17 protein-coding genes and 1 tRNA gene are annotated in these 25,531 nt (G+C 41.9%); 5 read left to right on the forward strand and 13 right to left on the reverse strand.

Annotation, left to right across the window (positions count from 1 at the left end; all coding sequences use genetic code 11):
- Nucleotides 1-19: 19 nt before the first annotated feature.
- From EJ995_RS01170 to EJ995_RS01195, 6 genes are read right to left on the reverse strand one after another with little or no spacing between them, the layout of a single operon-like run.
- Nucleotides 20-1,429 (reverse strand): quinol:cytochrome C oxidoreductase, encoded by a 1,410-nt coding sequence (locus EJ995_RS01170; protein ID WP_126444809.1) that lies wholly within the window; start codon nt 1,427-1,429, stop codon nt 20-22.
- Between the two features lie 45 nt (nt 1,430-1,474).
- A complete protein-coding gene (locus EJ995_RS01175) occupies nt 1,475-2,230 on the reverse strand; it encodes a c-type cytochrome (protein ID WP_126444811.1) in 756 nt (251 codons plus the stop codon).
- On the reverse strand, nt 2,230-2,763 hold the full coding sequence (locus EJ995_RS01180) for a DUF3341 domain-containing protein (RefSeq protein ID WP_126444813.1): 534 nt from the start codon (nt 2,761-2,763) through the stop codon (nt 2,230-2,232). The genes EJ995_RS01175 and EJ995_RS01180 overlap by 1 nt, the downstream gene beginning before the upstream one ends.
- A 5-nt stretch (nt 2,764-2,768) precedes the next feature.
- Entirely contained in the window at nt 2,769-4,205 is a 1,437-nt protein-coding gene (gene nrfD / locus EJ995_RS01185; RefSeq protein ID WP_126444815.1) for an NrfD/PsrC family molybdoenzyme membrane anchor subunit, read from the reverse strand.
- 25 nt (nt 4,206-4,230) lie between these two features.
- A complete protein-coding gene (locus EJ995_RS01190; RefSeq protein WP_126444817.1) occupies nt 4,231-7,299 on the reverse strand; it encodes a TAT-variant-translocated molybdopterin oxidoreductase in 3,069 nt (1,022 codons plus the stop codon).
- Nucleotides 7,300-7,319: 20 nt separating this feature from the next.
- Entirely contained in the window at nt 7,320-8,678 is a 1,359-nt protein-coding gene (locus EJ995_RS01195) for a c-type cytochrome (RefSeq protein ID WP_126444819.1), read from the reverse strand.
- A 184-nt stretch (nt 8,679-8,862) separates the two neighbouring features.
- On the opposite strand from EJ995_RS01195, the gene EJ995_RS01200 reads away from it, so the two are divergent.
- Nucleotides 8,863-9,237 carry a translation initiation factor IF-2 gene (locus EJ995_RS01200; protein ID WP_241234667.1) on the forward strand — a complete coding sequence of 125 codons (375 nt, stop codon included), beginning with the start codon at nt 8,863-8,865 and terminating at the stop codon, nt 9,235-9,237.
- 74 nt (nt 9,238-9,311) lie between these two features.
- Here EJ995_RS01200 and infB read toward each other — a convergent pair whose 3' ends face one another.
- The 4 genes from infB to EJ995_RS01220 all read right to left on the reverse strand — a co-directional run bounded on the left by infB (nt 9,312) and on the right by EJ995_RS01220 (nt 14,093).
- The gene (gene infB, locus EJ995_RS01205; protein WP_126444821.1) at nt 9,312-12,065 is read right to left on the reverse strand and encodes a translation initiation factor IF-2; all 2,754 of its coding nucleotides are present in this window, start codon (nt 12,063-12,065) and stop codon (nt 9,312-9,314) included.
- A gap of 24 nt (nt 12,066-12,089) precedes the next feature.
- A complete protein-coding gene (gene nusA / locus EJ995_RS01210) occupies nt 12,090-13,322 on the reverse strand; it encodes a transcription termination factor NusA (RefSeq protein ID WP_126444823.1) in 1,233 nt (410 codons plus the stop codon).
- Between the two features lie 8 nt (nt 13,323-13,330).
- Nucleotides 13,331-13,795 carry a ribosome assembly cofactor RimP gene (rimP, locus tag EJ995_RS01215; protein WP_126444825.1) on the reverse strand — a complete coding sequence of 155 codons (465 nt, stop codon included), beginning with the start codon at nt 13,793-13,795 and terminating at the stop codon, nt 13,331-13,333.
- A gap of 227 nt (nt 13,796-14,022) precedes the next feature.
- A tRNA-Gln gene (locus EJ995_RS01220) sits at nt 14,023-14,093 on the reverse strand.
- 142 nt (nt 14,094-14,235) lie between these two features.
- Here EJ995_RS01220 and EJ995_RS01225 point away from each other — a divergent pair.
- A complete protein-coding gene (locus EJ995_RS01225) occupies nt 14,236-17,604 on the forward strand; it encodes a glycosyltransferase family 117 protein (protein WP_126444827.1) in 3,369 nt (1,122 codons plus the stop codon).
- Nucleotides 17,604-18,221, forward strand: coding sequence for a polysaccharide deacetylase family protein (locus tag EJ995_RS01230; RefSeq protein ID WP_126444829.1), 618 nt, complete (start codon nt 17,604-17,606; stop codon nt 18,219-18,221). Before EJ995_RS01225 ends, EJ995_RS01230 begins: the two co-directional genes overlap by 1 nt.
- 1 nt (nt 18,222) lies before the next feature.
- Here the strand turns inward: EJ995_RS01230 and EJ995_RS01235 are convergent, their stop codons facing one another.
- Together EJ995_RS01235 and EJ995_RS01240 are read right to left on the reverse strand one after the other, a co-directional pair.
- Nucleotides 18,223-18,522 carry a thioredoxin family protein gene (locus tag EJ995_RS01235; RefSeq protein WP_126444831.1) on the reverse strand — a complete coding sequence of 100 codons (300 nt, stop codon included), beginning with the start codon at nt 18,520-18,522 and terminating at the stop codon, nt 18,223-18,225.
- A gap of 91 nt (nt 18,523-18,613) precedes the next feature.
- The gene (locus EJ995_RS01240) at nt 18,614-19,837 is read right to left on the reverse strand and encodes a metallophosphoesterase (protein WP_126444833.1); all 1,224 of its coding nucleotides are present in this window, start codon (nt 19,835-19,837) and stop codon (nt 18,614-18,616) included.
- A gap of 132 nt (nt 19,838-19,969) precedes the next feature.
- Between EJ995_RS01240 and EJ995_RS01245 the strand changes: the two genes are divergently transcribed.
- Both EJ995_RS01245 and polA read left to right on the forward strand, forming a co-directional pair.
- The gene (locus tag EJ995_RS01245) at nt 19,970-20,827 is read left to right on the forward strand and encodes an alpha/beta hydrolase (RefSeq protein WP_206482254.1); all 858 of its coding nucleotides are present in this window, start codon (nt 19,970-19,972) and stop codon (nt 20,825-20,827) included.
- A gap of 136 nt (nt 20,828-20,963) precedes the next feature.
- On the forward strand, nt 20,964-23,804 hold the full coding sequence (polA, locus tag EJ995_RS01250) for a DNA polymerase I (protein WP_126444837.1): 2,841 nt from the start codon (nt 20,964-20,966) through the stop codon (nt 23,802-23,804).
- 134 nt (nt 23,805-23,938) lie between these two features.
- On the opposite strand, the gene EJ995_RS01255 is transcribed toward polA, so the two are convergent.
- Nucleotides 23,939-25,504 carry a family 16 glycosylhydrolase gene (locus EJ995_RS01255; protein WP_241234668.1) on the reverse strand — a complete coding sequence of 522 codons (1,566 nt, stop codon included), beginning with the start codon at nt 25,502-25,504 and terminating at the stop codon, nt 23,939-23,941.
- Nucleotides 25,505-25,531 lie beyond the last annotated feature (27 nt).

A 25,531-nucleotide genomic window follows, 5' to 3' on the forward strand; every position in this document is an offset into this window, starting at 1 on the left:
AGTGTTTTTCTATATAATTTTAATAATGAAAATGCTTACTCTCGTCTAGGTATGGATCACCTTTGGCTAATAGTGGAGCCTTTGAAATAGTATGGAAAACATATAGCAAGAACACTCCAGCAAAGAACATAAATGCACCTATTTCTGGGAAACCAATAAACCATGACTCACCTACGGTTGCTGGACTCACCATAACGAATATATCTAGGTAGTGTCCTATGACGATAAATAATCCAGCGGTAACTACAAACCAATTAACACGCTTGAAATCTGAATTCATAAGAATTAGCAATGGGAATAAGAAGTTGATCGCTACCATACCAAAGAACAGTAAGTTGTAATCTTCAATTCTTGTCACAAAATAAGTTACTTCTTCCGGGATATTTGAATACCAAATCAACATGAATTGCGAGAACCATAAGTAGGTCCAGAAAATACTGATACCAAACATGAATTTTGCTAAATCATGTATATGTGAATCGTTCACAAACTCTAAATAACCTTTTGATTTCAAGAAAATCGTTACTAAAGCTATAGTCGTAATTCCTGTCACAAACATACTAGCAAAAACGTACCATCCAAATAAAGTTGAGAACCAGTGTGGATCAAAACTCATGATCCAGTCCCATGCCATGATAGACTCAGTCACGATAAAGAATACTAGGAACATAGCACTGTGCTTGAATCCTTTCTTATACCATTTGATGTCACCTTTTTCAGCATCATCTTGTTTGAGTCCGAACTTTCTAATGTTCCATCTATAGATATTCCAACCTACTAGAAAGATACCAGCACGAATTAACCAAAACGGCACATTCAAGAAACCAGTCTTACCAGCGATGATAGCATCATAGGCTTCACTTGATGGATCATCAACACCAGCTTCCATCCAAGTGAATAGGTGATTTAAATGCAATCCCGAACACAATAAAATGATGAACATTAAGATACCACCAGGAAGTATATAACTGCTGATACCTTCCATGACTCTAAATAGTACCGGAGACCAACCTGCTTGAGCTACTTTTTGAATCGCGTAAAAAGCAAGTACACCTAATCCGATCATGAAGAAAAAGAAGCCAGCAATATAAATTGCCGCCCATGGTCTGTTTTGTAATTGATGATATACATGCTCTGCATGTGATCCTGAATGATCCTCAGCTTCGTGGGGTGTAGTGGTATGCGCGTCCTCAGGATGATCAACACTATTATCTGTAACGTATCCAGTCTCCTTGTGAACATTCTCGTCGCTTGTAGCACTATGATCATCATCGACATGAGAACTTCCATGTGCATCATGATCTGCAAGCATTTGCTCAACCTCTTGTTCTGATCCAGGAACGTTGAGGAAACCTATGACGGTAAAAGCAGCACCTACCAGCATCAGAATGACGGCAAATACTTTTAGTTTGGTAGTAAGAGTGTACATATATTCTTCTATATCTGTCTAGCGCGAGGCGCTATTCTATAATCTCTAATTATTGTCAATGTTAGCGTCAGATTCTACATCTGCTGGCTCGTCATCCTGTAAGGCTGGCGATAGCTCAGTGGCACCACCATCTACAGCATCATCATCGTCAGAAGCATCATCACCATTTACTGCTGGAGTCAATGTTTCCATTAATGTATCCTGCTGCACTGGTTTTCTTTCTTCTTTAAGAAGATCTGCTCTTAAGGCTTCTACATAGTGTGTGATTTCCCATCGCTCTTCAATACTTGTTTGACTTGCATAAGATCCCATGGTATTGATACCATAGTACAACACGTGATAGATGGAACCTTCAGTCAAAGGACGTGCATCATAACTAGGCACGCCTAGGATTTTCTCAGTTTCTACCAGATGACCTACTCCATTACCATTTTTACCGTGACAAATTGCACAATATAAATTGTAAAGAACCTGACCGTTAGTCAAATGCTCTTCAGTTAATGGTACTGGGTTCTTTAAGTTCGCTTTCGCGGAAGCGTAGCCCTCATTATCATCATTATAATCATACGGCATCCATCCTCGAGAGACGGTTCCCTCAACAGGTTTTTGAGCTTCTACATTGCCAGGAAAAACGTCACCTTCCGAATAAGTCGAGTAGCCAACATCTTCATACATATTAGGAAAGTACTGCGAGCTGCGGTTAGATTTTGCGTTTACCGACTTTTCTGCCTCTCTACCACCACAAGAAGCGATGATGAAACTAGCACAAGCCAATAATGCGATTTTAAAATATGTCCTCATTAGTGATCTTCGTTATCGATTAATACTAGTTCTACTGCGCCAGTATCGTACAAAAATTTGGTGATGGATTCAATGTCCTCGCCGTGAGCATCAACTTCCATAAGAAAGTGATCGTCAGTTGTTCTTACATCAGGATTTTCAGCTTCCTTAAAAGGCCATAATCTACTGCGTAAGTAAAAGGTAATTACCATTAAGTGAGCTGCAAAAAATACCGTAAGCTCAAACATGATAGGCACAAATGCAGGCATATTCTCTAAGTAAGAAAAACTAGGCTTACCACCTATATTCTGCGGCCAGTCCTCAATCATGATATAGTTCATCATGACGGTTGCTACAGCTAGACCAACAATACCATATAAAAAAGCGTTGATGGCTAGTCGTGTATCTGCAAGACCCATTGCCTTTTCTAGTCCGTGAACAGGAAATGGGCAAAAAATCTCTTCAATGTGATAATGCTGTTCTCTAATTTGCTTTACAGCTCTTAAGAGAATATCATCGTCATTGTATAATGCGTGTATCTTTTGTGTCGCCATAATAATTATTCGCTTGGGTGCGCCATAGGGTCACCGCTGGCTGCGTTTTTGTTAGACGTCATTTTATTTTCTCTCAATTCCTTGTACTTGTTACCACTCGACTTGAGAATGGACTTCACCTCTGCTTGAGCAATTACTGGGAATGTTCTAGAGTATAATAGGAACAATACAAAGAAGAATCCTATCGTCCCAATAAAAATACCTATATCAACAAATGTAGGTGAGAACATGGTCCATGATGATGGTAGGTAGTCACGGTGCAATGAAGTCACGATGATTACAAAACGCTCAAACCACATACCGATGTTTACAACGATCGAGATGGCAAAGGAGAAAAGAATGCTTGTTCTTAATTTCTTGAACCACATAAACTGTGGAGAGAACACATTACATGTCATCATCGCCCAATACGCCCATGCATAAGGTCCTGTAGCCCTGTTTAAGAATGCGTACTGTTCGTACTCTACTCCTGAATACCATGCAACGAACAACTCTGTTATGTATGCCACACCAACGATGGAACCAGTAATCATGATAACCAGATTCATTAATTCAATATGTTGGATAGTGATATAATTCTCAAGGTGACAAACTTTACGCATCACGATAAGAAGTGTGTTCACCATAGCAAAGCCTGAGAATACCGCACCAGCAACAAAGTATGGTGGGAAAATTGTCGTGTGCCATCCTGGAATAACCGATGTTGCAAAGTCAAAGGATACGATCGTGTGTACGGAAAGTACCAGTGGCGTTGCCAAACCTGCAAGTACAAGAGAAACTTCTTCAAAACGTTGCCAGTCCTTAGCACGACCCGACCATCCAAAAGATAATAGTCCGTAAATTTTCTTATTAAAAGGAGTGATAGCTCTATCGCGTATCATCGCGAAATCAGGAAGCAATCCAGTCCACCAAAACACTAAAGAAACCGATAGGTACGTGGAGATTGCGAATACATCCCAAAGTAGCGGCGAGTTAAAGTTCACCCATAAAGAACCAAATTGATTAGGGATAGGTAGTACCCAATAAGCCAACCATGGACGACCCATGTGTATGATAGGGAACAATCCTGCCTGAATTACCGAGAAAATGGTCATTGCCTCAGCAGATCTGTTGATCGCCATTCTCCATTTTTGACGGAATAACAATAGTACTGCTGATATAAGAGTACCAGCGTGACCAATTCCTACCCACCATACAAAATTGGTAATATCCCATGCCCAACCGATGGTTTTATTCAAACCCCATACACCGATACCTGTAGATATGGTGTAAGTGATACATCCTATTCCATAAAGAAAGGCTACCAGTGCAATGGTAAATACAATCCACCACTGTTTATTAGCAACGCCTTCTACTGGCGCGGCAATATCCTTAGTCACATCAGAGAATGTTTTGTCTCCTGTAATTAAGGGTCTTCTTATGGACGCTTCATAATGAGCCATAGTGTCTGATTAGTTTCTTAATTAATTATGCGTTATTTCTAACCTTAACTTGATACATCACATTAGGCTCTGTACCTACTTCTTCAAGTAAGTGGTACATACGGTCCTGTTGCTTCACCTTATATATTTCTGATTCCTTATCGTTGATATCACCAAAAGTAATCGCACCGTTAGAACAAGCATTGGAACATGCCGTTGCAAATTCACCATCCTTGATCATACGACCATCCTTCTTGGCTTCGAGGATTGTCATTTGAGTCATTTGAATACACAAAGAACATTTCTCCATTACACCACGTGATCTCACAGTTACATCTGGGTTGATGACCATACGACCTAGATCATTGTTCATGTGGTAATCAAACTCGTCATTACCATTATACAAGAACCAGTTGAAACGACGTACTTTATAAGGACAGTTGTTAGCACAATAACGTGTACCTACACAACGGTTATAAATCATGTGATTTTGACCTTGGCGACCGTGTGATGATGCAGCTACTGGACAAACCGTCTCACATGGAGCATGGTTACAGTGCTGACACATTACTGGCTGGAATGCTACCTGTGGATTATCTGCAGGTATTTCCAACTCACCAAATCCACCTAAAGATCCATTATCACCAAACAATCCTGTAAATCCATCTTTCTTAGACTCATCATCCTCAAAACTATCTGTAGAAGAATAATATCTATCGATACGCAACCAGTGCATATCTCTTGATTTTCTTACCTCGCTCTTTCCTACGACTGGCACGTTGTTTTCTGCGTGACAAGCTACTACACACGCTCCACATCCAGTACAGGCATTAAGATCAAGTGACATGTTAAAGTGATGCCCTACGGATCTGTCAAAACTTTCCCATAAATCAACATCTGGTGATGTTACGGGTGTCTCAATGTGATTGAGTGATACCTCTGGCATAGGATTGAATTGATCCTTATCACCGGTTCTATATGTTTCAAGATCGGTCTCACGAATAATATCGCGACCCATCATAGTGTTTTGTAATTGCGTACATGCAAATTCATGTACTCCAGAAGCAACGCTCATGCTTACTGGCTGCACGCTCATTCCATCCTTGTAGAACGGAAATGCATTTACACCAGTTTGCATTTCTTCTTGAATACCATCCTTTTGACCGTATCCTAAAGCAATACCAATGGTGCCTGGTGCTTGACCTGGCTGTATCAATGCTGGCAAAGTGATTTCCTTACCGTCCATTTTTACAGTAACGTTGCTACCATTGAGGGCACCGTTTGCCACGTTCTCATTTTCTATACCTAGCCTTTCAGCATCCTGCATAGAAACGGTAGCATAATTATCCCAAGTAGTACGAGTAATAGGATCCGGTAATTCCTGCAACCATGGGTTGTTAGCTTGTGTACCGTCACCTAGCGCAGTTTTAGTATAAAGGACTAATTCAAAATCAGAGGACTTGCTACTGCTATTAAGTTGACTTAGTGCAGCACTTGCAGTCATAGATGTTCCAGCATCGCTGGACGCATTCTCAGATGTTGCATTTGAACTGTAAAAACCATCTTGTAATGCCTGATTCCAGCTCGCGCCATTCCCAGTTGATGTTTCTTTTAAATAATCCTTGTATGAGGTGTCGCTACCGGACCAGACTAGCAAGGAATCCTGCATCTGGCGCGTGTTGAATAATGGCTTGATAGTAGGCTGCATCAAAGATACCTGACCGGACTTGATTTCTGCGTCACCCCAAGCTTCTAGGTAGTGTGGTGTAGTTGCTACAACATCACTTTGCTGTGCAGTTGCATCAAGACGTGATGCAAATGACACCTTTAATGGTACATTTTTGTAAGCTTTCGCGAAAGCGTCACTATCATCATAGCTATAAACAGGATCAACACCAGCGACCATTACGGCACCAACGCGACCTGCTTGCATATCTTCAACTAGTTGCTGTACTTGCTTGCGGTTTCCTTGACGTGATAGAATAGGTGCATCGATAATAACGATTGTGCTACCTAAACGCTCATTGATTTCTAGTGTCAATTGCTGTGCAGCCTGATCTGGCAAACCACATAAAACGACACCTTTACTACCAGCGCGTCTCAATGATTGAGCGGCTTGCTCAACAGCTTTGGCAACTTTATCAGAAAGATTAGTTGATGATCCACCACCAACTACTTTGCTATATAGAGCTGCAATAATTTGTTTTTGCTCCGTTGGAGTTACAGGGTAACGCTTATCGGCGTTAGCACCAGACAATGTCATATTTGCCTCAAACTGTACGTGGTGAGACATCTTGCCATTCTTAGGAATGCGTGATTGGGAATAATTCTTGTCAAAGTTTCCACCTTGCCAGTCTCCTACAAAGTCTGCACCTACACCAACGATACATTCTGCATCCTCAAAATCGTAATCTGCAAGACCACGCGTGCCATACTTTGCCTCAAATGCATTGAGAGCAGCATCTTCACCTACTGTATCAAGAATTACTTGACGAGCGTTAGGATAAGCAGCAGCAAAATCTGCGACCAATCTCTTGATAGAAGGACTCGCATAGGTCTGGGTTAACAGAACTACATCTTTACCAGCCTGTGCGTTTAACTCTTGTTTTACTTTTTTATCTACTTGCTCCCATGTAGCTTCCTTACCGTCAACTAATGGAGATTGCAACCTGTTATTATCATAAAGACCAAGAACTGATGCGTGAACACGCGCATTTGCATGACCGCGATGCTCTGTATCTCTATTGCTTTCAATCTTTATCGGGCGACCTTCTCGAGTTTTAACTAGAATGCTGGCAAAGTCATAACCGTCTGCAATGGTAGTTGCGTAGTAGTTTGACATACCAGGAATGATGCGGTCTGGTTGCACCACATAAGGCACTGAGTGAATCACAGGTCCTTCACAAGCTGCTAGTGAAGCAGCTGCGGTACTAAATCCTACATACTTCAAGAAGTCACGACGCGTTGTCGCAGAATCTTCCATAACAGCATCATCGCCTAGAAACTCCTCAGTAGGCACGGCAGTGGCAAACTCATTTTGCTCGAGATTCTTGATCATCTCGTTGCTCTCGTCTAGTTGCGCAGTGCTCTTCCAGTATTTTTTTGTAGTAGCCATAAAATTCTTAAGCTATAATATTAATAGTGGCACTTACCACATTCAAGTCCTCCTAAATCTGCGATGGTCAATTGGCGACCGCCACGCTTTTCAGATAGTTCCTTGTGAATTTCCTCGTAATAACCGTTTCCTTGCAGATCAACATTTGTCTCTCTGTGACAGTTGATACACCAGCCCATCGTGAGTGGTGAATACTGATACATGATTTCCATTTCCTGCACCTGACCGTGACAAGTTTGACAGGCGATATTTCCAGCCTGCACGTGTTGTGCGTGGTTAAAGTAGGCAAGATCTGGTAAGTTATGAATACGCACCCAACGAACTGGTTCTTCTTCACCAGAATAAGATTGGGTTTCTTCATCCCAACCTACGGCTGCGTATAATTTTTGTATCTCTTTGTTATAATCAACGCCGTATTCATTGATACCTTCTTGATAGGTCTCGTTAGCCACCTCAGCAATTTGTTTGTGACAGTTCATACACACATTGAGTGATGGGATACCAGCGTGCTTAGACTCACGTACACTTGAGTGACAGTACTTACACTCGATCTGACTTACACCAGCGTGAATTCTATGCGAGTAATGGATTGGCTGTACCGGCGCATAACCTTGATCAACACCAACTGCCATTAAAGCACCGTAAGCAAAATATGCACTTGCCAACAATAAGAATACAGCAGACACTAGTACTAAAAATTGATTCTGAATAAACGCTTGCCAGATTGGAGTTCTAGTTTCAGCTTCTTCATCTTCAAACTCTGTTTGAATACCGTTAGCCTCAGCAAAACGCTTCAGCGTTTTATTAACCGCAAACAGCACGACAATAAGCACCACAAGTACTAGAGCGAGAGCACCTAGAACGATATTATTAGTCATGGTCGTATCGACCGGAGCTAATTCCGCTTGAGCTTCTGGCCCCAAAACCTGAGCTACTGGCTTAGGTGTGTTGGTATAGGCAAGGATATTATCAATATCCGTGTTTGTTAAATTGGGAAAGGCATTCATGTTAGACTGCCCGTACTCATTGTAGATCTCATTTGCCTGCGCATCACCACTCGCGATAAGTGCAGCACTATTCTTAATCCACTTGTACAACCACTCGCGCTCACGACGCTTAGTTACTTCAAATAGAGCTGGTCCTGTCGCACGTTTGTACAACTTGTGACAAGAGGCACAATTGGATTTGAATAATTTCTCGCCTGCAGCGGCGTCACCTATAGTGTCTTCTTCAGGAGCAGCTTCTGCCTCAACCGGCATTGCAGGCTCACCGTCAGAGGTGTCAAGATCCTGAGCAGCTGATTGTAACATAGAAAAAGTTACAAAAACAGATGCTAGAACAAACTGCCAGACAGAAAGATGTAATTTCTTATTTATCATCTCGTTTAATGATTATTGCGATAACTTTGGCACGATAATCACAGTGTTTTACTGTGTTATTAATGCTTTGCAAAAATAGGTCATAATTGCCATAAAGTTTGTAGGTCAGTATCAAGAAATTAATTTATAAACGTTCTAAATAGAATTTTGCTTTCGCGAAAGCAAACTCGTCAAAAACCTTACTATGATTACAAAAACCCTAAAAAACCTCTTACTAGTTGGTTGCGTGCTTTTTACAGTACAAGCCACCTTTTCCCAAGCTACCAAAAAGTTAAATGAGGCCACCATCGAGAAGCTCGTAGCGACTAAAATCGACATGGATAAGGCTGGACAGTTTAACGATCGATACACCATATATATTTATCAAGGTGATGTGCAAAAAGCCAATTCTACCAAGTCTAGATATGACAACCTAGGCCTGCCGTGGAAATCTGAATTGAAATATGAAGAGCCTAATATGAAAGTGTATGTAGGAAAATATCGCAGCCGTCTTGAGGCAGAAAGAGCACTGCTAGAAGTAAGAAAAGTATTCCCAAATGCCCGAGTATTGAAGCCATAGTAAAAACATCACAATATAAAAAAGCCCTACTGATTGATTCAGCAGGGCTTTTTACTTTTTAACTTCTCTTGTAATTATAAGGTTTTTCTTACCTCAACCTCACGGAAGCTTTCTATTACATCGTTCTCTTGAACGTCGTTGTAATTCTTGATCTGGATACCACATTCATAACCTTTGGCTACTTCCTTGACATCATCCTTGAATCGTTTAAGTGCTGCCAGCGTACCTGTGTAAACTACCACGCCGTCACGTATCAATCTCACACCGCTATTGCGATAGATCTTGCCGTCTTGAACCATACAACCTGCGATAGTACCGATTTTGGATATCTTAAACGTTGCTCTAACCTCAGCAGATCCTGTGATCTCTTCTTTTAGCTCTGGAGACAACATGCCTTCCATCGCATCTTTAAGATCATTGATCGCATCATAAATGATCGAGTACATACGGATGTCCACTTCTTCCTGCTCTGCAACCGCACGGGCATTACCTTGTGGTCTCACGTTAAATCCTATGATGATCGCATCAGAAGCGCTTGCCAATAGGACATCACTTTCAGTAATCGCACCAACTGCCTTGTGTATGATATTCACTTGAATTTCCTCAGTTGACAGTTTCTGGAACGAGTCAGTCAATGCCTCGACAGATCCATCCACATCACCTTTAAGGATCAAGTTCAATTCTTTAAAGTCTCCGAGAGCGATACGACGTCCTATCTCATCAAGAGATAGTGTCTTTTGCGTTCTAACAGATTGCTCACGCTGTAGTTGAGTACGTCTTGCAGCAATAGATTTTGCCTCACGCTCATCCTCAAATACATGGAACTTATCACCTGCTTGCGGTGCACCGTCCAGACCTAATATAGATACTGGCGTTGCTGGACCTGCTGCCTCAACATCATGTCCACGCTCATCTTGCATGGCTTTAACTTTACCATGTGTACGTCCAGCAAGAACGTAATCACCAACCTTAAGAGTACCAGCCTGTACAAGAATTGTACTTACATAACCACGACCTTTATCAAGGAAGGCTTCAACAACTGTACCTGTAGCAGGTTTGTCTGGGTTAGCTTTGAGATCAAGAAGTTCTGCTTCTAGCAATACTTTCTCTAACAATTCAGGCACACCTTGACCAGTTTTTGCAGATAGGTCTTGAGATTGGATTTTTCCACCCCAATCTTCTACCAGCAAATTCATATTTGCCAATGATTCTTTAATCTTCTCAGGATTTGCTACTTCACGATCCACCTTGTTGATCGCAAAAACGATAGGCACGCCAGCTGCCTGTGCGTGACTTATTGCCTCTTTAGTCTGTGGCATAACATCATCATCTGCAGCAATCACAATGATTGCAAGGTCAGTCACCTGTGCACCACGCGCACGCATGGCGGTAAAGGCCTCGTGACCAGGTGTATCGAGGAAAGTGATTTTTTGACCATCTTTCAATTGTACACCATATGCACCAATGTGCTGTGTAATACCACCGCTTTCTCCAGCTATTACATTTTCTTCACGTATATAATCAAGTAACGACGTCTTACCGTGGTCAACGTGACCCATTACGGTTACAATTGGTGCTCTAGGCTCTAATTGATCCTCGCTATCCTCAACCTCTGCAATGCTTTCTTCTATGTCTGCGTTTACAAAGTCCATCTCAAATCCGAACTCCTCTGCAACAATAGTCATGGTCTCTGCGTCAAGACGCTGATTCATGGTCACCATCATTCCTAATGACATACAAGCACCAATTACTTGGTTCACAGGTACGTCCATCATGGTGGACAAATCGCTTACCGTTACAAACTCTGTAACCTTGAGTTCTTTGTTTTCCGCTTGTTCAAGCTCTTGAGCTTCCACTTTTTCACGGTGAATATCTCGCTTGTCACGTCGGTATCTCGCCGCCTTAGATTTAGAAGATTTCCCTTGAAGTTTTTCAAGAGTTTCTCTAACCTGCTTTTGGATTTCTTCCTCAGTAGGCTCTGCCTTGACAATATTTTTTCTTCCTGTATTCGGTCCACGACGTGAACCGCCACCAGCTCCTGGTTTAGAAATACGCTTACGCTTACGCTTGTCGTCCTTCTTTTTAGGCTTTGCAAACTTAGAGAGGTCAATCTTCTTTCCAGTCACTTTAAGACCACCTAGTTTTTGATACTCGGTTTTGATCTTTTCTGGTTCGTCTTCAGTACTTGGAGCTACAATACCAGCTGGAGTGCTTGTTGCTTTTTCCTCTTCCTTTTCTGGAGCTTTCTCTGCTTTTACAGGTGCTGCTTCTTCTTTTTTAGCAACCGCTTTTTTACTAGCCGCTTTCTTAGGAGCATCTAGATCAATTTTACCCTTGACAACCGTCTCCGTTTTTTTAGAAGGTCTGTTGGATACCGTTTCTGGTTCAGCAACCGCTTCTTTAACAGCTTCAGCCTTTTTCTCTTCAGGCTGCTTGTTTTCAGGAACGTTGTCAACTGCTTTTTCCTTACCAGTAGTTTTGGTTGCATCGAGATCGATACTACCTACGGTTTTAGGACCAGACAAGGTCTTTTTAGCTTTGATGACTTCTTGGCGCTTCTGCTTTTCTTCCTGTTCCTTCTCACGTTGTATGCGCAGTTCTTCTTGCTCCTTGCGTCGCTCTGCACCTACTTCCTTAGAAGCTACCTTTTTAGTCTTATCGGTTTGAAACTCGTCTGCGAGTGCTTGATAGACGCTACTATCAATCTTTGTCGTGGGACGCGCCTCGATTTCAATTCCTTGGTCCTTGAGGTAGTCCACGGCACGATCTAGAGAAATATTAAATTCTCTAAGCACCTTGTTGAGTCTCATGTTCTTTACTTCGGCCATAAATACCTATGGGTTGTTTTTTTACTAATCTTCAAATTCTGACTTAAGGATATCTACAACTGCTTGCACAGTTTCTTCCTCAAGATCGGTACGCTTTACAAGATCATCCACATCTTGCTCTAATACACTCTTGGCAGTATCCAGCCCAATTTTACTAAACTCTTCAATCACCCAACCTTCAATCTCATCAGAGAATTCAGTTAGCTCGACATCTTCTTCTACACCTTCACGTATTACATCGATGTCATAGCCTGTCAATTTTCCTGCCAGTCTAATGTTGTGTCCTCGACGACCTATGGCTTTTGAAACCTCTTCTGGATTCAAACGCACCTCTGCCTTCTTAGTTTCCTCATTAAGTTCCATGGAGACAATTTTTGCGGGACTTAATGCTCTTGATATATATAACTGAGTATTTGAGGTCCAATTGATAACATCAATGTTCTCATTACCCAATTCACGCACGATACCATGAATACGACTACCCTTGACACCTACACAGGCACCTACTGGATCAATTCTATCATCATAGCTATCGACAGCAACTTTAGCTTTCTCACCTGGCTCTCTTACTACAGCCTTGACCGTTATCACACCATCAAAGACCTCAGGAATTTCATGCTCAAACAATTTCTCCAAGAACTTAGGTGACGTTCTAGACAATATAATGTTAGGCTTATTACCTCTCAATTCTACGCTTTCAATGATTCCACGCACGCTTTCTCCCTTGCGGAAAAAATCTGAAGGTATCTGACGATCCTTAGGCATAATAATCTCGTTGCCTTCATCATCTAGCAAGATAATGGCACGATGACGTATGTGGTGCACCTCTGCATTATACAACTCACCTTCCAGCTCTTTGAAGTGCTTGAAGATGTTAGTATTATCGTGTTCGTGAATTTTTGAAATCAAATTTTGTCTCAATGCAAGAATTGCACGACGACCCAACTGGATCAACTTCACCTCTTCTGCAACGTCTTCACCGATTTCATAATCAGGTTCAATCTTTTGAGCCTCAGTCAATGAAATTTCAGAATTATCGTCCTCTACTTCACCATCTGCCACTACCACGCGATTGCGCCATATCTCTAAATCACCTTTATCTGGATTGATAATAATGTCAAAGTTATCGTCCTCACCGTACTTACGCTTCAACGCACTTCTGAAAACATCTTCTAGGATCGCCATCAACGTGACGCGATCGATCATTTTATCATCTTTAAACTCAGAAAAGGACTCGATTAATGCGAGATTTTCCATATTCACTTTTAATTAAATGTTATAACAACTTTTGCTTGCTTAATATCCTTGTAGTCAATTGACCACTCTTTATCAACGGTAACTTTACCTTTTCCTATAGGTTTAGGCTCTCGCGCCTTCCAGGTAATGGTTACTTGTTTATCATCAGCTTTTTCAAGAGTGCCGGTCTCTTTTCTCTTATCGCGATCCACTATCTCTAGCTTGCGACCTACATTCTTTATGTATTGCCTATGGTGAGTAAGTGGCTTGCCTACACCAGCGCTAGTAACCTCAAGAGAGAAATCCATTTCTTCTCTATCTAATTGATGTTCAACCGCTCTAGATACAAAAATACAATCTGCTACCTTAACATCCTGATCACCATCAATCACCACTTTAATAATATTGCCAGAAGCAATGTCCAGACTAATTAAAAATAAATCTGGTCTCTCTTCAAATGCTGCATCCAGCAGCTCTCTTACGCGTTTTTCCACTCTATCTTATAAAAAGAGGGGACTTTATGTCCCCTCATATTTTTCAAATACGCTGCAAATATAGTATTTTTTTAAGGTTCTGCAATAGATGTTGTTATGCTGGTTTGTTGGCATAAATTGCTTTGAGTGGAAAAGAGTTTTAGGGATTACGCTTTCGCGAAAGCGTAATTATTACAAACGTCCTGCAATAAAAAACCCAACTCCTTTGAGAAGTTGGGCTTTACTAGTTGTCCCACAAGGACTCGAACCTTGAATGACGGTACCAAAAACCGTAGTGTTACCATTACACCATGGGACAATAGCGGCTGCAAATTTAAAACTTTTCTGTTTTCTTGCAACAGTTTTTGATTTTTAATTTTGCAGCGGTCGTGTTCCTTACATCTCAAATAAAGGCGCGGCCTGTGATAATATTAGTATTTTAGCCGTCGTTAAATATGAGCATGAATTTTTCTTATAAGAACCTCAATATAATATTAGGCTGGACGGCCTTTAGTGCATCACTTATCATCTACTGGCTCACGATTGAACCAACGGTAAGCTTCTGGGATGCAGGCGAGTATATCACTACTGCTACTAATCTTGAGGTAGGGCATCCACCTGGAGCACCACTGTACCAAATGATAGGTGCAGCACTTAGTATTTTTACTACAGACGCCTCGCAAATCGCACTAATGGTTAACATGATGGCGGCTTTTGCCAGTGCGTTTACCATACTGTTTATGTTCTGGTCGATTACATTGTTACTCAAGCGACATATATTAAAGGACGATCGCGATGATTTGATGATCTTAGGATCTGCTTTTATTGGTGCCATGGCGTTTGCAGTTTCTGACAGTTTCTGGTTCAATGCCGTCGAGGCCGAGGTTTATGCGCCAGCCGCACTCATCATGGCTGGAATGTTTTATCTAGGACTTTTATGGGAACGGGACATGCATGAACCGCGTGGTAACAGATGGCTCATATTGATATCCTTTATAATAGGACTGTCCTTTGGGGTTCACTTTTTGGGAATACTCACCATTCCTGCGATTGGATTATTGTGGTACTTCAAACACTATAAAAAAATTACTGTCAAGAATTTTATTATCGCCAACATTGCCGTGATAGCGGTTTTATTATTTGTCTTCAAGTTACTGCTTCCTACGACGCTATCTGTTTTTGGTTATCTAGAAGTATTCTTTGTCAACTCAATCGGGCTACCGTTTAACTCTGGAACGATCATCGCACTGTTACTGGTTGTTGGGATTTTTGTTGGGATCATTACGCTTTCGCGAAAGCATAACAAACCTATTATTAACACTGCTGCATTATGTATTCTATTTGTACTTATAGGATTCTCTAGCTGGACGATGCTACCTATAAGAGCCAATGCAGGAACACCTATAAATGAAAATAATCCCAATGATGCGCGTGCACTTCTAGCCTACTACAATCGTGAGCAATACCCATCACCAGCATTGTTCTATGGTGAATCCTTTACTGATATCTACGCAGGCCTAGATCCTGATGAGCCTTATGTGGATGAAAAACCAAAATATGAGAAGGATCTAGAGCAAGGCAAGTATGTGATTGTCAATAATTACAAGGACGCCTTGCAAAACACGCATGACGACCACAAGGGATTTTTCCCGCGCATGACTGATGCCAGCCGTGCCAGTAACTATGTTGATTTTATGGGTGGCCTGGAGTATTCCATCAAGCCAGGCTATCAAGGCAATCCAGACTTACTAGGCGCACTCGACGAGTACCAACGGCAGTTTGATCGTGGCCGCATGACTTCAAGTGAGTACATCAATACATTGACGCAGTTGCGAGAATTCATTGATATTAAGAAACCTAGCTTTGGCGATAATTTGAGGTATGCGCTGCAATATCAAGTTAATTACATGTACCTGCGCTACTTCATGTGGAACTTCGTAGGTCGTCAAAACGACGTGCAAGGCATGTGGAATCGCTATGACGGTAACTGGCTGAGTGGTATTAAATTCATTGACGAACTACACCTAGGAACGCAAGATGAGCTAAGTGAAGACATGCTAAATAATAAAGGGCGCAACCTTTACTTTTTTCTACCATTGATTCTCGGGATCATTGGAGCCGTCTTTCATGCTAAAAAAGATCTCAAATCCTTTTATGTGACCTTGATTCTATTCTTGTTTACAGGACTGGCCATTATAGTTTATTTGAACCAGAGCATGTTCCAGGTGCGAGAACGTGATTATGCCTATGTGGGTTCGTTCCTAGTATTTGGTATGTGGATAGGCATGGGCGTTTATGCTTTGTACGATGCTTTGAGAGAATACAGTAAGCATCCAGCTGTCAAAGTACTCACGCTGGTGACTTGTTTTGCCGCCGTACCGCTGCTCATGGGATTTCAGAATTGGGATGATCACGATCGATCAGAAAAATATACAGCGCTTGCCAGTGCCAAAAAGTATCTGGACAGCTGCTTACCCAATGCCCTCATTTTTACCATAGGTGATAATGATACATTCCCTTTATGGTACGCTCAAGAAGTAGAAGGCTATCGCACTGATGTGCGTGTAGTTTGTACGTCCTTATTGAGTACCGATTGGTACATGGATGATATGAAGAAACAGGCTTATGAAAGTGAGCCAATACCTAGCACGCTTACTCATGACAAATATAGCTATGGTACTCGTGATGCTTTGTGGTATGCGGATAAGGAGCGTATTCAAGAACGCTTTAGACAAGCACAAAACAACCCTAACTACATCTTTCCAGATACCATGCAACTTGCGGACTGGATGGAATGGGTAGCTAGCGAAAGTAAAATCACTCAAGAGGCCATGCAAAATGGGCACATGGAATACACATTCCCTACAAAAAATGTAGTGATTCCTGTCAATAAGCAAAATGTCATAGAAAGCGGCGTTGTTAAACCTGAAGATGCCGACTTGATCGTTGATGAGATCGTAATTAATATTGAGAGCAATTTGGTGTACAAGAACCGCATGTTCATGCTTGATATTATCAATGCAAACGACTGGAAACGTCCTATTTACTTTTCTGGTGGTGCCTTTGGTGATGAAGATTATATCTGGATGAAAGATTACCTGCAGTTGGATGGTAATGCGTATCGTCTAGTACCTATCTACACGCCACCGCAGGATGCTCGCAATCCATTTGATATGGGCCGTGTGGATCCAGACTATGCCTATGAAGTAATTAAAGGATGGGATTGGGGAAATAGCGGCAGCAGTGAGATCTATCACGATGTGGAAACAAGACGCAACAGTGTAGGTTACCGTAGCAATATCACCAGAGCCGCGCAAGCACTCATTGCAGACGGTCAACTTAAAAGAGCAGAGGAAATTCTTGACCTGGGAATGGATAAAATGCCGTTGGATTATTATGGCCATTACTCGATGATTGAACCCTTTGTGTCTTCTTATTATGAAATAGGTAGTACAGAAAAGGCTTGCGAGCTATTAAGTCGCACGATTTATAAATATCAAGATGAGATCGATCATTATGCTGCCCTTAAGCTTGAAGAGCAAGTAGGAACGGCTCAGGAAATCATCACTGCTGTTGAACGCTACAGAGCGCTGGTGCAAACCTCAATTACCTATAATGACGATGTCATGATCCAGGAACACCTGGATAGATTCAATGAGTATGTACTGATGTTCCCTAGGTTTTATGACCGCAGTGAAATGTTGACCCTAGAGTCAAGCGACGTTCAAGATTCTGCAAGTGATGCTTTGTTACAATTGCTGGAAAATGATATCGATAATGCCGATGCACAGCGAGTTATTGAACCTGTGACAACTGATACGGCACAATAATGCGTTGGTATCCAGATCGCATACCTGACTGGATATCATCGTTATTTCCTAATTACACTTGGCACAAAAACAGGTCAACTAAAACAATTTATTTGACCTTTGACGACGGGCCAACGCCTATAGCCACTAGTTATGTGCTAGAATTGCTAGACAAGTTTAATTTCAAGGCTACATTCTTTCTTATAGGTGATCGAGCACAGCGATATCCTGAATTAAAACAGCAATTAATAGATCATGGACACTCCATTGGGAATCATACTCACAATCACCTGAACGCTTGGAAAACTTCAAATAACGAGTATCTAGATAATGTAGCTTTCGCGAAAGCTAACACCAGTAATAAATTATTCAGACCGCCGTATGGTCGGGTCAGACCAGGCATCACTAACGCCTTGATTAAGGAAGACTATGAGATTGTTTTGTGGGATGTATTGTCAGGCGATTTTGATGTTTCAAGAACAGCAGAAAGCTGTCTGAAAAATTTAATGAATGCCACTCGCAATGGTAGTATTATCGTTTTTCATGATAGTGATAAAAGCTATGAGAAATTGCAAAAAATCTTACCTAATTACTTCCGTTGGCTGAGAAATCGAGGATATAAAAGCGCTAGGCTTTAATCTAGCGTGCAAACTGATTGAGCAAGGAAATAAGTGAACTACCATCTTGTAAACCGCTTTGACGCCATTTCATCTCACCATTTTTATAGATGATGATGGTAGGAAGGCCTTTGATACGCAATGCTTCAGACAACTGCGGGTTTTTATCTACATTAATCTTTATGATACGTGCCTTATCACCTACAGCGGCTGCCACATCTCTAAGCACTGGATGCATGCTAGTAGAATCGTCGTTCCAGTCTGTAAAAAAGTTGAATAATACAGGTACGTTTGTACTTATCAATTCACCAAATTTTGACATAATCGCCTTTTATTAGTAAAGTAAATGTAAGCAATATCATCGATTTCGGTAATTCACATTATTGAATGCGCCGTTGATTGATCATTATTGATTAACCTCGCTTTTTAAGTTTTATAACTGTAATTTCTGGCCAGATACCAGCACGTCCAGAATAACCCAAAAAACCAAAACCACGATTCACATTCAAGAACCTGCCATATTCTTTATAGATACCAGCCCACTTTTTATACACAAACCAGGCAGGACTTAGTTTGATCCAGCCAGGAATCTCGATGCCCATTTGCATACCGTGCGTGTGACCGCTTAGGGTCAAGTGAAAATTAGTATCGTTTTCTTTGACCTGCGCATCCCAATGCGTTGGATCATGAGAAAGTAACACCTTGAAATCTTCATTTTGCAGTCCTTGTGATGCTTTTTCTAGATCACCATATTTTGGGAAACGGCCACCACCCCAATTTTGTACACCAACGATCTTTAAAGAATCTGCACCTCTATCGATGGATACATTCTCATCAAGCAATAATCGCCAGCCCATGTTCTTTTGAATGTCAAAAAGCTCTTGCAGGTTAGCTTGTTTTGCCTCTGGTGTTTCCCAGCTTGCATAATCGCCATAATCATGATTACCCAGTACAGAAAAGACACCATCGCTGGCAGTAAGCCTTGAGAAAATATCTTCCCAGCCGTACAACTCACTACTCACATTATTTACTAGATCACCTGTAAACAAAATGACGTCTGAAGCTTGTTTGTTGACTAGGTCGATCGCATATTTCACTTCTTCCTTATCATCAAAGGAACCCACATGAATATCACTAATCTGCGTGATTGTATAACCATCAAATTGCTCAGGTAAATCATCAAAGCTAAGCTCATAATTGCGCACTTGATAATCATATTTCCCCTTAAATGCACCGTAAAAAATCGCTCCAAAAGGCAGTGCGGCAACACCCAATCCTAACATGGATAGAAACTTGCGCCTGCTAGGTAAAAAGCTACTGTTGCTAGCTGCATCTAAAGTCACGCGATTCCAGATTCCCGCAATCAGCCTATAAATGTCCTCACCTAGCATGAACAGGACAAAAACAACTTGTGCGACAAATACAGCGAGGAATAAAGTAATAGCAAAATCACGCGCACTAGACGCTTGCGATCTATCTGGATTCAGGTAAAATTGCAATACGATATTCAGGATCACGAGAATGGTTGCCGCTAGATAAATCCATTTTGCCCAGTGACCACGTGATAGCGTACGCACCAATTGAAATGCATAAAACTGAAAGCCAATAACGATTAGTAAGGTGATTATCCATCTCATGCTGCGAAACTACTATCTACAAGCATGTTAACACACCAGCTGGTTCTTAAGGTTGTCTTAAATACAACTGGCATACTTGTTATAGACGATCAAGTGTGGTACGCCATTTGAATGACCATTAGAAAAAGATATATGCGTTTTTTCAGCACCATAATAGGTATCCTAGCCTTAACTATCACCTCATGCACTGCCGCAGACGATGCCGTATCAACAGCACCTATCACCAACTTACCAGCCGCTATTGAGAAAAATGCAAGCTATGGTAATCATACACAACAAACCTATGATTTGTACCTACCTGCAAACCGTAAAGCAAATACCACACAAACTATCGTACTTCTGCATGGTGGTAGTTGGGTAAGCGGTGATAAATCAAGCATGGACTTTATGGTACAGCGCATTCAATCCAGCTTACCCAATCATGCCATCATTAATATGAACTATCGACTCGCAAATGGCAGTACGGTAAAGGCATTCCCTAATCAGTTAGAAGATATTGAATTGATGCTTGACACACTCCAGGAGCAAAGTGGCAGCTGGCAAATAAGTGATAAGACCACCTTGTTGGGTGTGAGCGCTGGCGCCCATCTATCGTTATTATATGCTGCAGCTTATGATGAGAGTGATCAGGTAAATAAGGTGATAAACATCGTAGGTCCTACAGATTTTACCGATGATTTCTATGCTGGTAATCCCAGTTTTCAATTTATGTTCAATGCGTTGGTCGATGTGCCTGCTTTAAACACTAATGATCCAGTGACTGCGGTAAGCCCAGCGCAACGTATCACCACCAGCATGCCTGCCGTGTTTAATTTCTACGGTAATCAAGATCGTCTTGTCGCCTTGAGCCAGCTAGAATCTCTGGAAAAAGCTCTTGACCAGTTTGCAATTCCCTATGAAAGCACCATTTATGATGGTGGTCATGCTAACTGGAACGAGAGCCAGTTGCAGGATCTTGAGGACAAGATTAAAAGCTTTTTAGGTGGTTAGAGGATTGATAATGATTACGCTTTCGCGAAAGCTGACTCACCACAAACCTCTTAACAACTTCACCTGATTTTACCCAACCGCATTGGGTAGTAATACGGCAGTAAATTATCTTTAACGTTCATCAAAAATTACTGCTTTGACAAACGACGGCACTGACGATAAACGACTGTTTTTACTGGATGCATATGCACTTATTTTTAGAGGATATTATGCGCTGATCAAGAATCCACGCATCAATTCGCAAGGCATGGATACCAGCGCAATTATGGGTTTTACCAATTCGCTGTTTGACGTTATACGCCGTGAAAAGCCAGAATATCTGGCAGTAGCTTTTGACAAGGAAGGCAGCGCAGAGCGTACGGAGCTTTATGAAGATTATAAGGCCAATCGCGACGAGACACCTGAAGCCATACGCATCGCGATTCCTTACATTCAACGCATTCTCAAGGCGATGCACATTCCTTATATCATGGAAGCCGGTATCGAGGCAGATGACCTGATAGGAACGCTGTCAAAACAAGCCGAAAAGGAAGGCTTTACCGTTTATATGGTGACACCAGACAAGGATTATGCTCAGCTGGTTTCAGAAAATATCTTTATGTATCGTCCAGCGCGCATGGGTAATGGTATTGAGATATGGGGCATTCCTGAAGTACAGAAACGCTTTGAAGTCGAGCGACCAGAGCAAGTCATTGATTATCTAGGTATGATGGGCGACGCTAGCGACAATATTCCTGGACTGCCTGGCGTAGGCGATAAAACAGCCAAAAAATATCTCAAGGAATACGGCAGTATGGAAGCTTTGCTAGAAAACGCCGTAAATATTAAAGGAAAAATAGGTGAGAAAATCCGCGACAATGCAGATCTGGGCAGGCTTTCAAAACAACTCGCGACCATCAAGCTGGATTGCGACGTGACCTTCAATGCCAAAAACTACACTCTGGACGATCCAGATGTCGAGGCCGTCCACGAGATCTTTGACGAGCTGGAATTCCGCAGGGCGAAGGAAACGCTGGCCAAGATTTTTTCAAAAGAATTAGTTACTGCTGGCTCAAGCGGTGTTGGTAGCTCTTCATCGAGTTCAGATACGGCTGGTACTGGACAATTTTCACTATTTGACGCTCCAGGATCAGGAACCAAGGCAGAGGCTCAAGCTACCGGCCGCCAGACTCTTGCCACGACAGATCACCTATATCAAGTCGTTCAAGAAGGCATGGGAACCAAGCTATTCTTGCAAAAACTGATGCAACAAACAAGTGTCTGTTTTGATACCGAGACTACTGGTCTGGATCCACTGGCTGCACAACTTGTTGGGATTGCCTTTTGTTGGGAGAAAGGCAAAGGATATTATCTGCCTTTTCCAGAAGATCGTGATGCTGCGCAAGCCATTGTTGACCAGCTTAAATCGTTCTTTGAGAGTACCGACATTGAGAAGATTGGGCAAAATTTAAAATACGACATCAAGGTGCTGGACAAGTATGGCGTTGATGTAAAGGGACCGCTTTTTGATACAATGCTAGCCCATTATTTGATCAATCCAGACATGCGTCACAACATGGACATTCTGGCCGAAACCTACCTGAACTACACGCCACAATCCATCACAGAGTTGATTGGTAAAAAAGGCAAAAACCAGAAATCCATGCGCGATGTAGACATCGAGCAGGTCAAGGAATATGCTGTCGAGGATGCCGACATCACTTACCAACTCAAACAACACTTTGCACCGGAGCTAAAGGCGGCTGGTACCGATAAACTTTTTGCAGATATCGAGATACCACTCTTGCAGGTACTGGCAGATATGGAGATCGAGGGCATAAACCTAGATGAGGATTATTTGGGCACGCTTTCGCGAAAGCTAACTGAAGACATCGCATCATTACAGGAAAACATCTATAAGGAAGCAGGCGAAGAGTTTAACATCGGGTCGCCAAAACAACTGGGCGAGATTTTATTTGGGAAGATGAAGCTGGTAGATAAGCCTAAAAAGACCAAAACAGGACAATATTCTACCGCTGAAGATGTGCTGAGCTACCTAGCAAAAGACCATCAAATCATTGCTGACGTCCTCGAATACCGCGGACTTACTAAGCTACAGAGTACTTATGTAGACGCCTTGCCTAATCAGGTAAATCCTGAAACGCAGCGCATCCATACCAATTACATGCAAACGGTTGCCGCTACAGGTCGTTTGAGTTCCACAGATCCCAACCTGCAAAATATCCCGATCAGAACCGAGCGTGGTCGCCAGGTACGCAAGGCATTTATACCTCGTGATGAAAATTACACGCTACTCGCTGCCGACTACTCGCAGATTGAATTACGCATTATCGCTGCCTTGAGTGAAGAAGATAACATGATGGAAGCCTTTAAAAGCGGTGCAGACATTCACGCATCTACCGCTGCCAAAGTTTTTGACGTGGCGATAGAAGATGTGACGCGCGAGCAGCGCAGTAATGCCAAAACGGTCAACTTTGGGATTATCTATGGCGTATCGGCTTTTGGGTTGAGTAATCAAACAGATCTCGACCGCACAGAGGCCAAAGAACTCATCGATACATACTATAAAACATATCCAAAGCTGCGTGCCTACATGGATGATCAAGTAGCTTTTGCACGCGAGAATGGTTATGTAGAAACCGTGCTGGGTCGTCGTCGCTACCTAAAAGACATCAATAGTTCCAATGGTGTAGTGCGAGGCGCAGCCGAGCGTAATGCTGTCAACGCGCCTATCCAAGGAAGCGCGGCAGACATTATCAAAATTGCCATGATCAACATTCACAATAAGTTTGAGGAGCTCAACTGCAAGTCAAAAATGCTACTGCAGGTGCATGATGAACTCGTTTTTGACATTCACAACGATGAGCTGGATGACATGAGAAAACTCATCCAGGAAGAAATGGAAAACGCCTATAAAATGAGCGTACCGTTAGATGTTGAAGTAGGAATGGGCGAGAATTGGTTGGAGGCTCATTGATTGCCGCGGTGCGGCAATCAATCTCCGCGTAGGCAGAGATCTATTTATCAATTATCCACGAATTTTTCATGAAGATCGAATACAATCTGATCTCGAGAAGTTGCTTTCTAAGCAATCAATAATTCCGAAAGTGATCACTCCACGATAAGCTCCAATACTTGAGATCCTTGTTGTGAAACAACTCTTATAAAGTAAAGTCCAGATGATAAATTGCTTACATCGATGCTACTATTCTCAATGGTAGTGTTAATTCTGGATCCTGCGATATTATATAACTCAATCGTGGTGAGTTCTGCATTTGCTTTTACCTGTACGCTGTTGCTCGCTGGATTAGGATACAGTTTAACGGTCATCACATCTAGATCATCAATACTTGCTGTTGATTCTTGGTAAACACGCACGTAGTCTATCATCATCTCGCCACGAGAAAAACTAGGCTCTACCGCTCCAGAGATTCCGCCTAAAGCAACATTAAGCAATAAATACTGATCTGCATCAAACGGCCAGGTTCCCGCATCTTTTACTGTTGGATTATAAGTATAGAAAGGATCGCCATCGATCATAAAAACAATTTTTTCTGGCGACCAATTAACCGAATACACATGAAAATTCTCTGACACATCACTTAATACGGTCGACTTAAAGTTCTTAGTGTTTCCTGAACATTGATCACAAGGTGTATGCAGCGCACTAGATACGTGATTGGTCTGTCCTAAGCCATGTTCCATGATATCAATTTCACCGCATGCCGGCCAGTTGGCAGTCCCATATTGCTCATCCCAAAAACCGCCATCTTCATTTATATTCTTACCCAATGTCCATATGGCGGGCCAGGTGCCTTCACCAGATGGTAATTTGGCACGAACATCTACTCTTCCATAGGTGAAAGCAAATTTTGAATTGAGCCTTGCCGATGTGAAATCTTTTGTTTGATTTTGATCTGTGAATCTTTCTCGTTGCGCCACTATGTGTAAAAATCCATTTTCAACATAGGAATTTTCTATCCTATCTGTATAATGCTGTATCTCGCCATTGTACCAACTACCACCAGCAGGCAGCTGAGTTTGATGAAACCATTTATTACTGTCAATAGCATCCTTGCTGGTAGAATCAAATTCATCGCTCCAAACCAATCTATCATAAACTACATCTACTGGATCTGGATCCGGATCTGACACTGTGGAACCATCAATAATATCATCTAGGTAATACGTACCTGCTGTGTTCTCGCCTATATTGATGAATAAAGTGATGCGATTGTAAGAACCATTGGCGTTCACTACACCGCTACCATTACTGTATTGTGCGTTTGAAAAGTCAACCGATAGCTCTTGCCATGAATTAGCTGCAGCGCTTGTTGTAGTTTGCACCTCTACATCTGGGGCATTGCCTCGTTCTAGTTTTACCAAAACTGTATGACTATTATTATCGATGGAATAGAATTGGAAGTCTATTCTTTGATTAGTAGAAAGATCTATGGGCCGATTCAAGTCGAGGAAAAAACCTTGCGCAATCTCGCCGTTATTTTCAAAACGACCTACATCATTGTCAGCATCGTCAGGATCAGTAATTACCGAAAAAGTGGATCCGGAGAATCCAATGAATTGATCCCTTTGATCATCAAAATCTAACGGCATTTCTTGCGCCGTTGAAAATATAGAACTTAGGAATAATACAGATAGTGGCAGGAAGCGCATCATTATTGTAGCTATTTGCTCAAAGTTAGA

Origin of the sequence: Nonlabens ponticola (assembly GCF_003966335.1) — a bacterium.
GTDB lineage: Bacteria > Bacteroidota > Bacteroidia > Flavobacteriales > Flavobacteriaceae > Nonlabens > Nonlabens ponticola.

Coding starts and splice junctions, on each gene's coding strand:
- EJ995_RS01170 (WP_126444809.1), bottom strand. CDS start 1,429: ATGTACACTCTTACTACCAAACTAAAAGTATTTGCCGTCATTCTGATG.
- EJ995_RS01175 (WP_126444811.1), bottom strand. CDS start 2,230: ATGAGGACATATTTTAAAATCGCATTATTGGCTTGTGCTAGTTTCATC.
- EJ995_RS01180 (WP_126444813.1), bottom strand. CDS start 2,763: ATGGCGACACAAAAGATACACGCATTATACAATGACGATGATATTCTC.
- nrfD (WP_126444815.1), bottom strand. CDS start 4,205: ATGGCTCATTATGAAGCGTCCATAAGAAGACCCTTAATTACAGGAGAC.
- EJ995_RS01190 (WP_126444817.1), bottom strand. CDS start 7,299: ATGGCTACTACAAAAAAATACTGGAAGAGCACTGCGCAACTAGACGAG.
- EJ995_RS01195 (WP_126444819.1), bottom strand. CDS start 8,678: ATGATAAATAAGAAATTACATCTTTCTGTCTGGCAGTTTGTTCTAGCA.
- EJ995_RS01200 (WP_241234667.1), top strand. CDS start 8,863: ATGATTACAAAAACCCTAAAAAACCTCTTACTAGTTGGTTGCGTGCTT.
- infB (WP_126444821.1), bottom strand. CDS start 12,065: ATGGCCGAAGTAAAGAACATGAGACTCAACAAGGTGCTTAGAGAATTT.
- nusA (WP_126444823.1), bottom strand. CDS start 13,322: ATGGAAAATCTCGCATTAATCGAGTCCTTTTCTGAGTTTAAAGATGAT.
- EJ995_RS01225 (WP_126444827.1), top strand. CDS start 14,236: ATGAATTTTTCTTATAAGAACCTCAATATAATATTAGGCTGGACGGCC.
- EJ995_RS01230 (WP_126444829.1), top strand. CDS start 17,604: ATGCGTTGGTATCCAGATCGCATACCTGACTGGATATCATCGTTATTT.
- EJ995_RS01235 (WP_126444831.1), bottom strand. CDS start 18,522: ATGTCAAAATTTGGTGAATTGATAAGTACAAACGTACCTGTATTATTC.
- EJ995_RS01240 (WP_126444833.1), bottom strand. CDS start 19,837: ATGAGATGGATAATCACCTTACTAATCGTTATTGGCTTTCAGTTTTAT.
- EJ995_RS01245 (WP_206482254.1), top strand. CDS start 19,970: ATGCGTTTTTTCAGCACCATAATAGGTATCCTAGCCTTAACTATCACC.
- EJ995_RS01255 (WP_241234668.1), bottom strand. CDS start 25,504: ATGATGCGCTTCCTGCCACTATCTGTATTATTCCTAAGTTCTATATTT.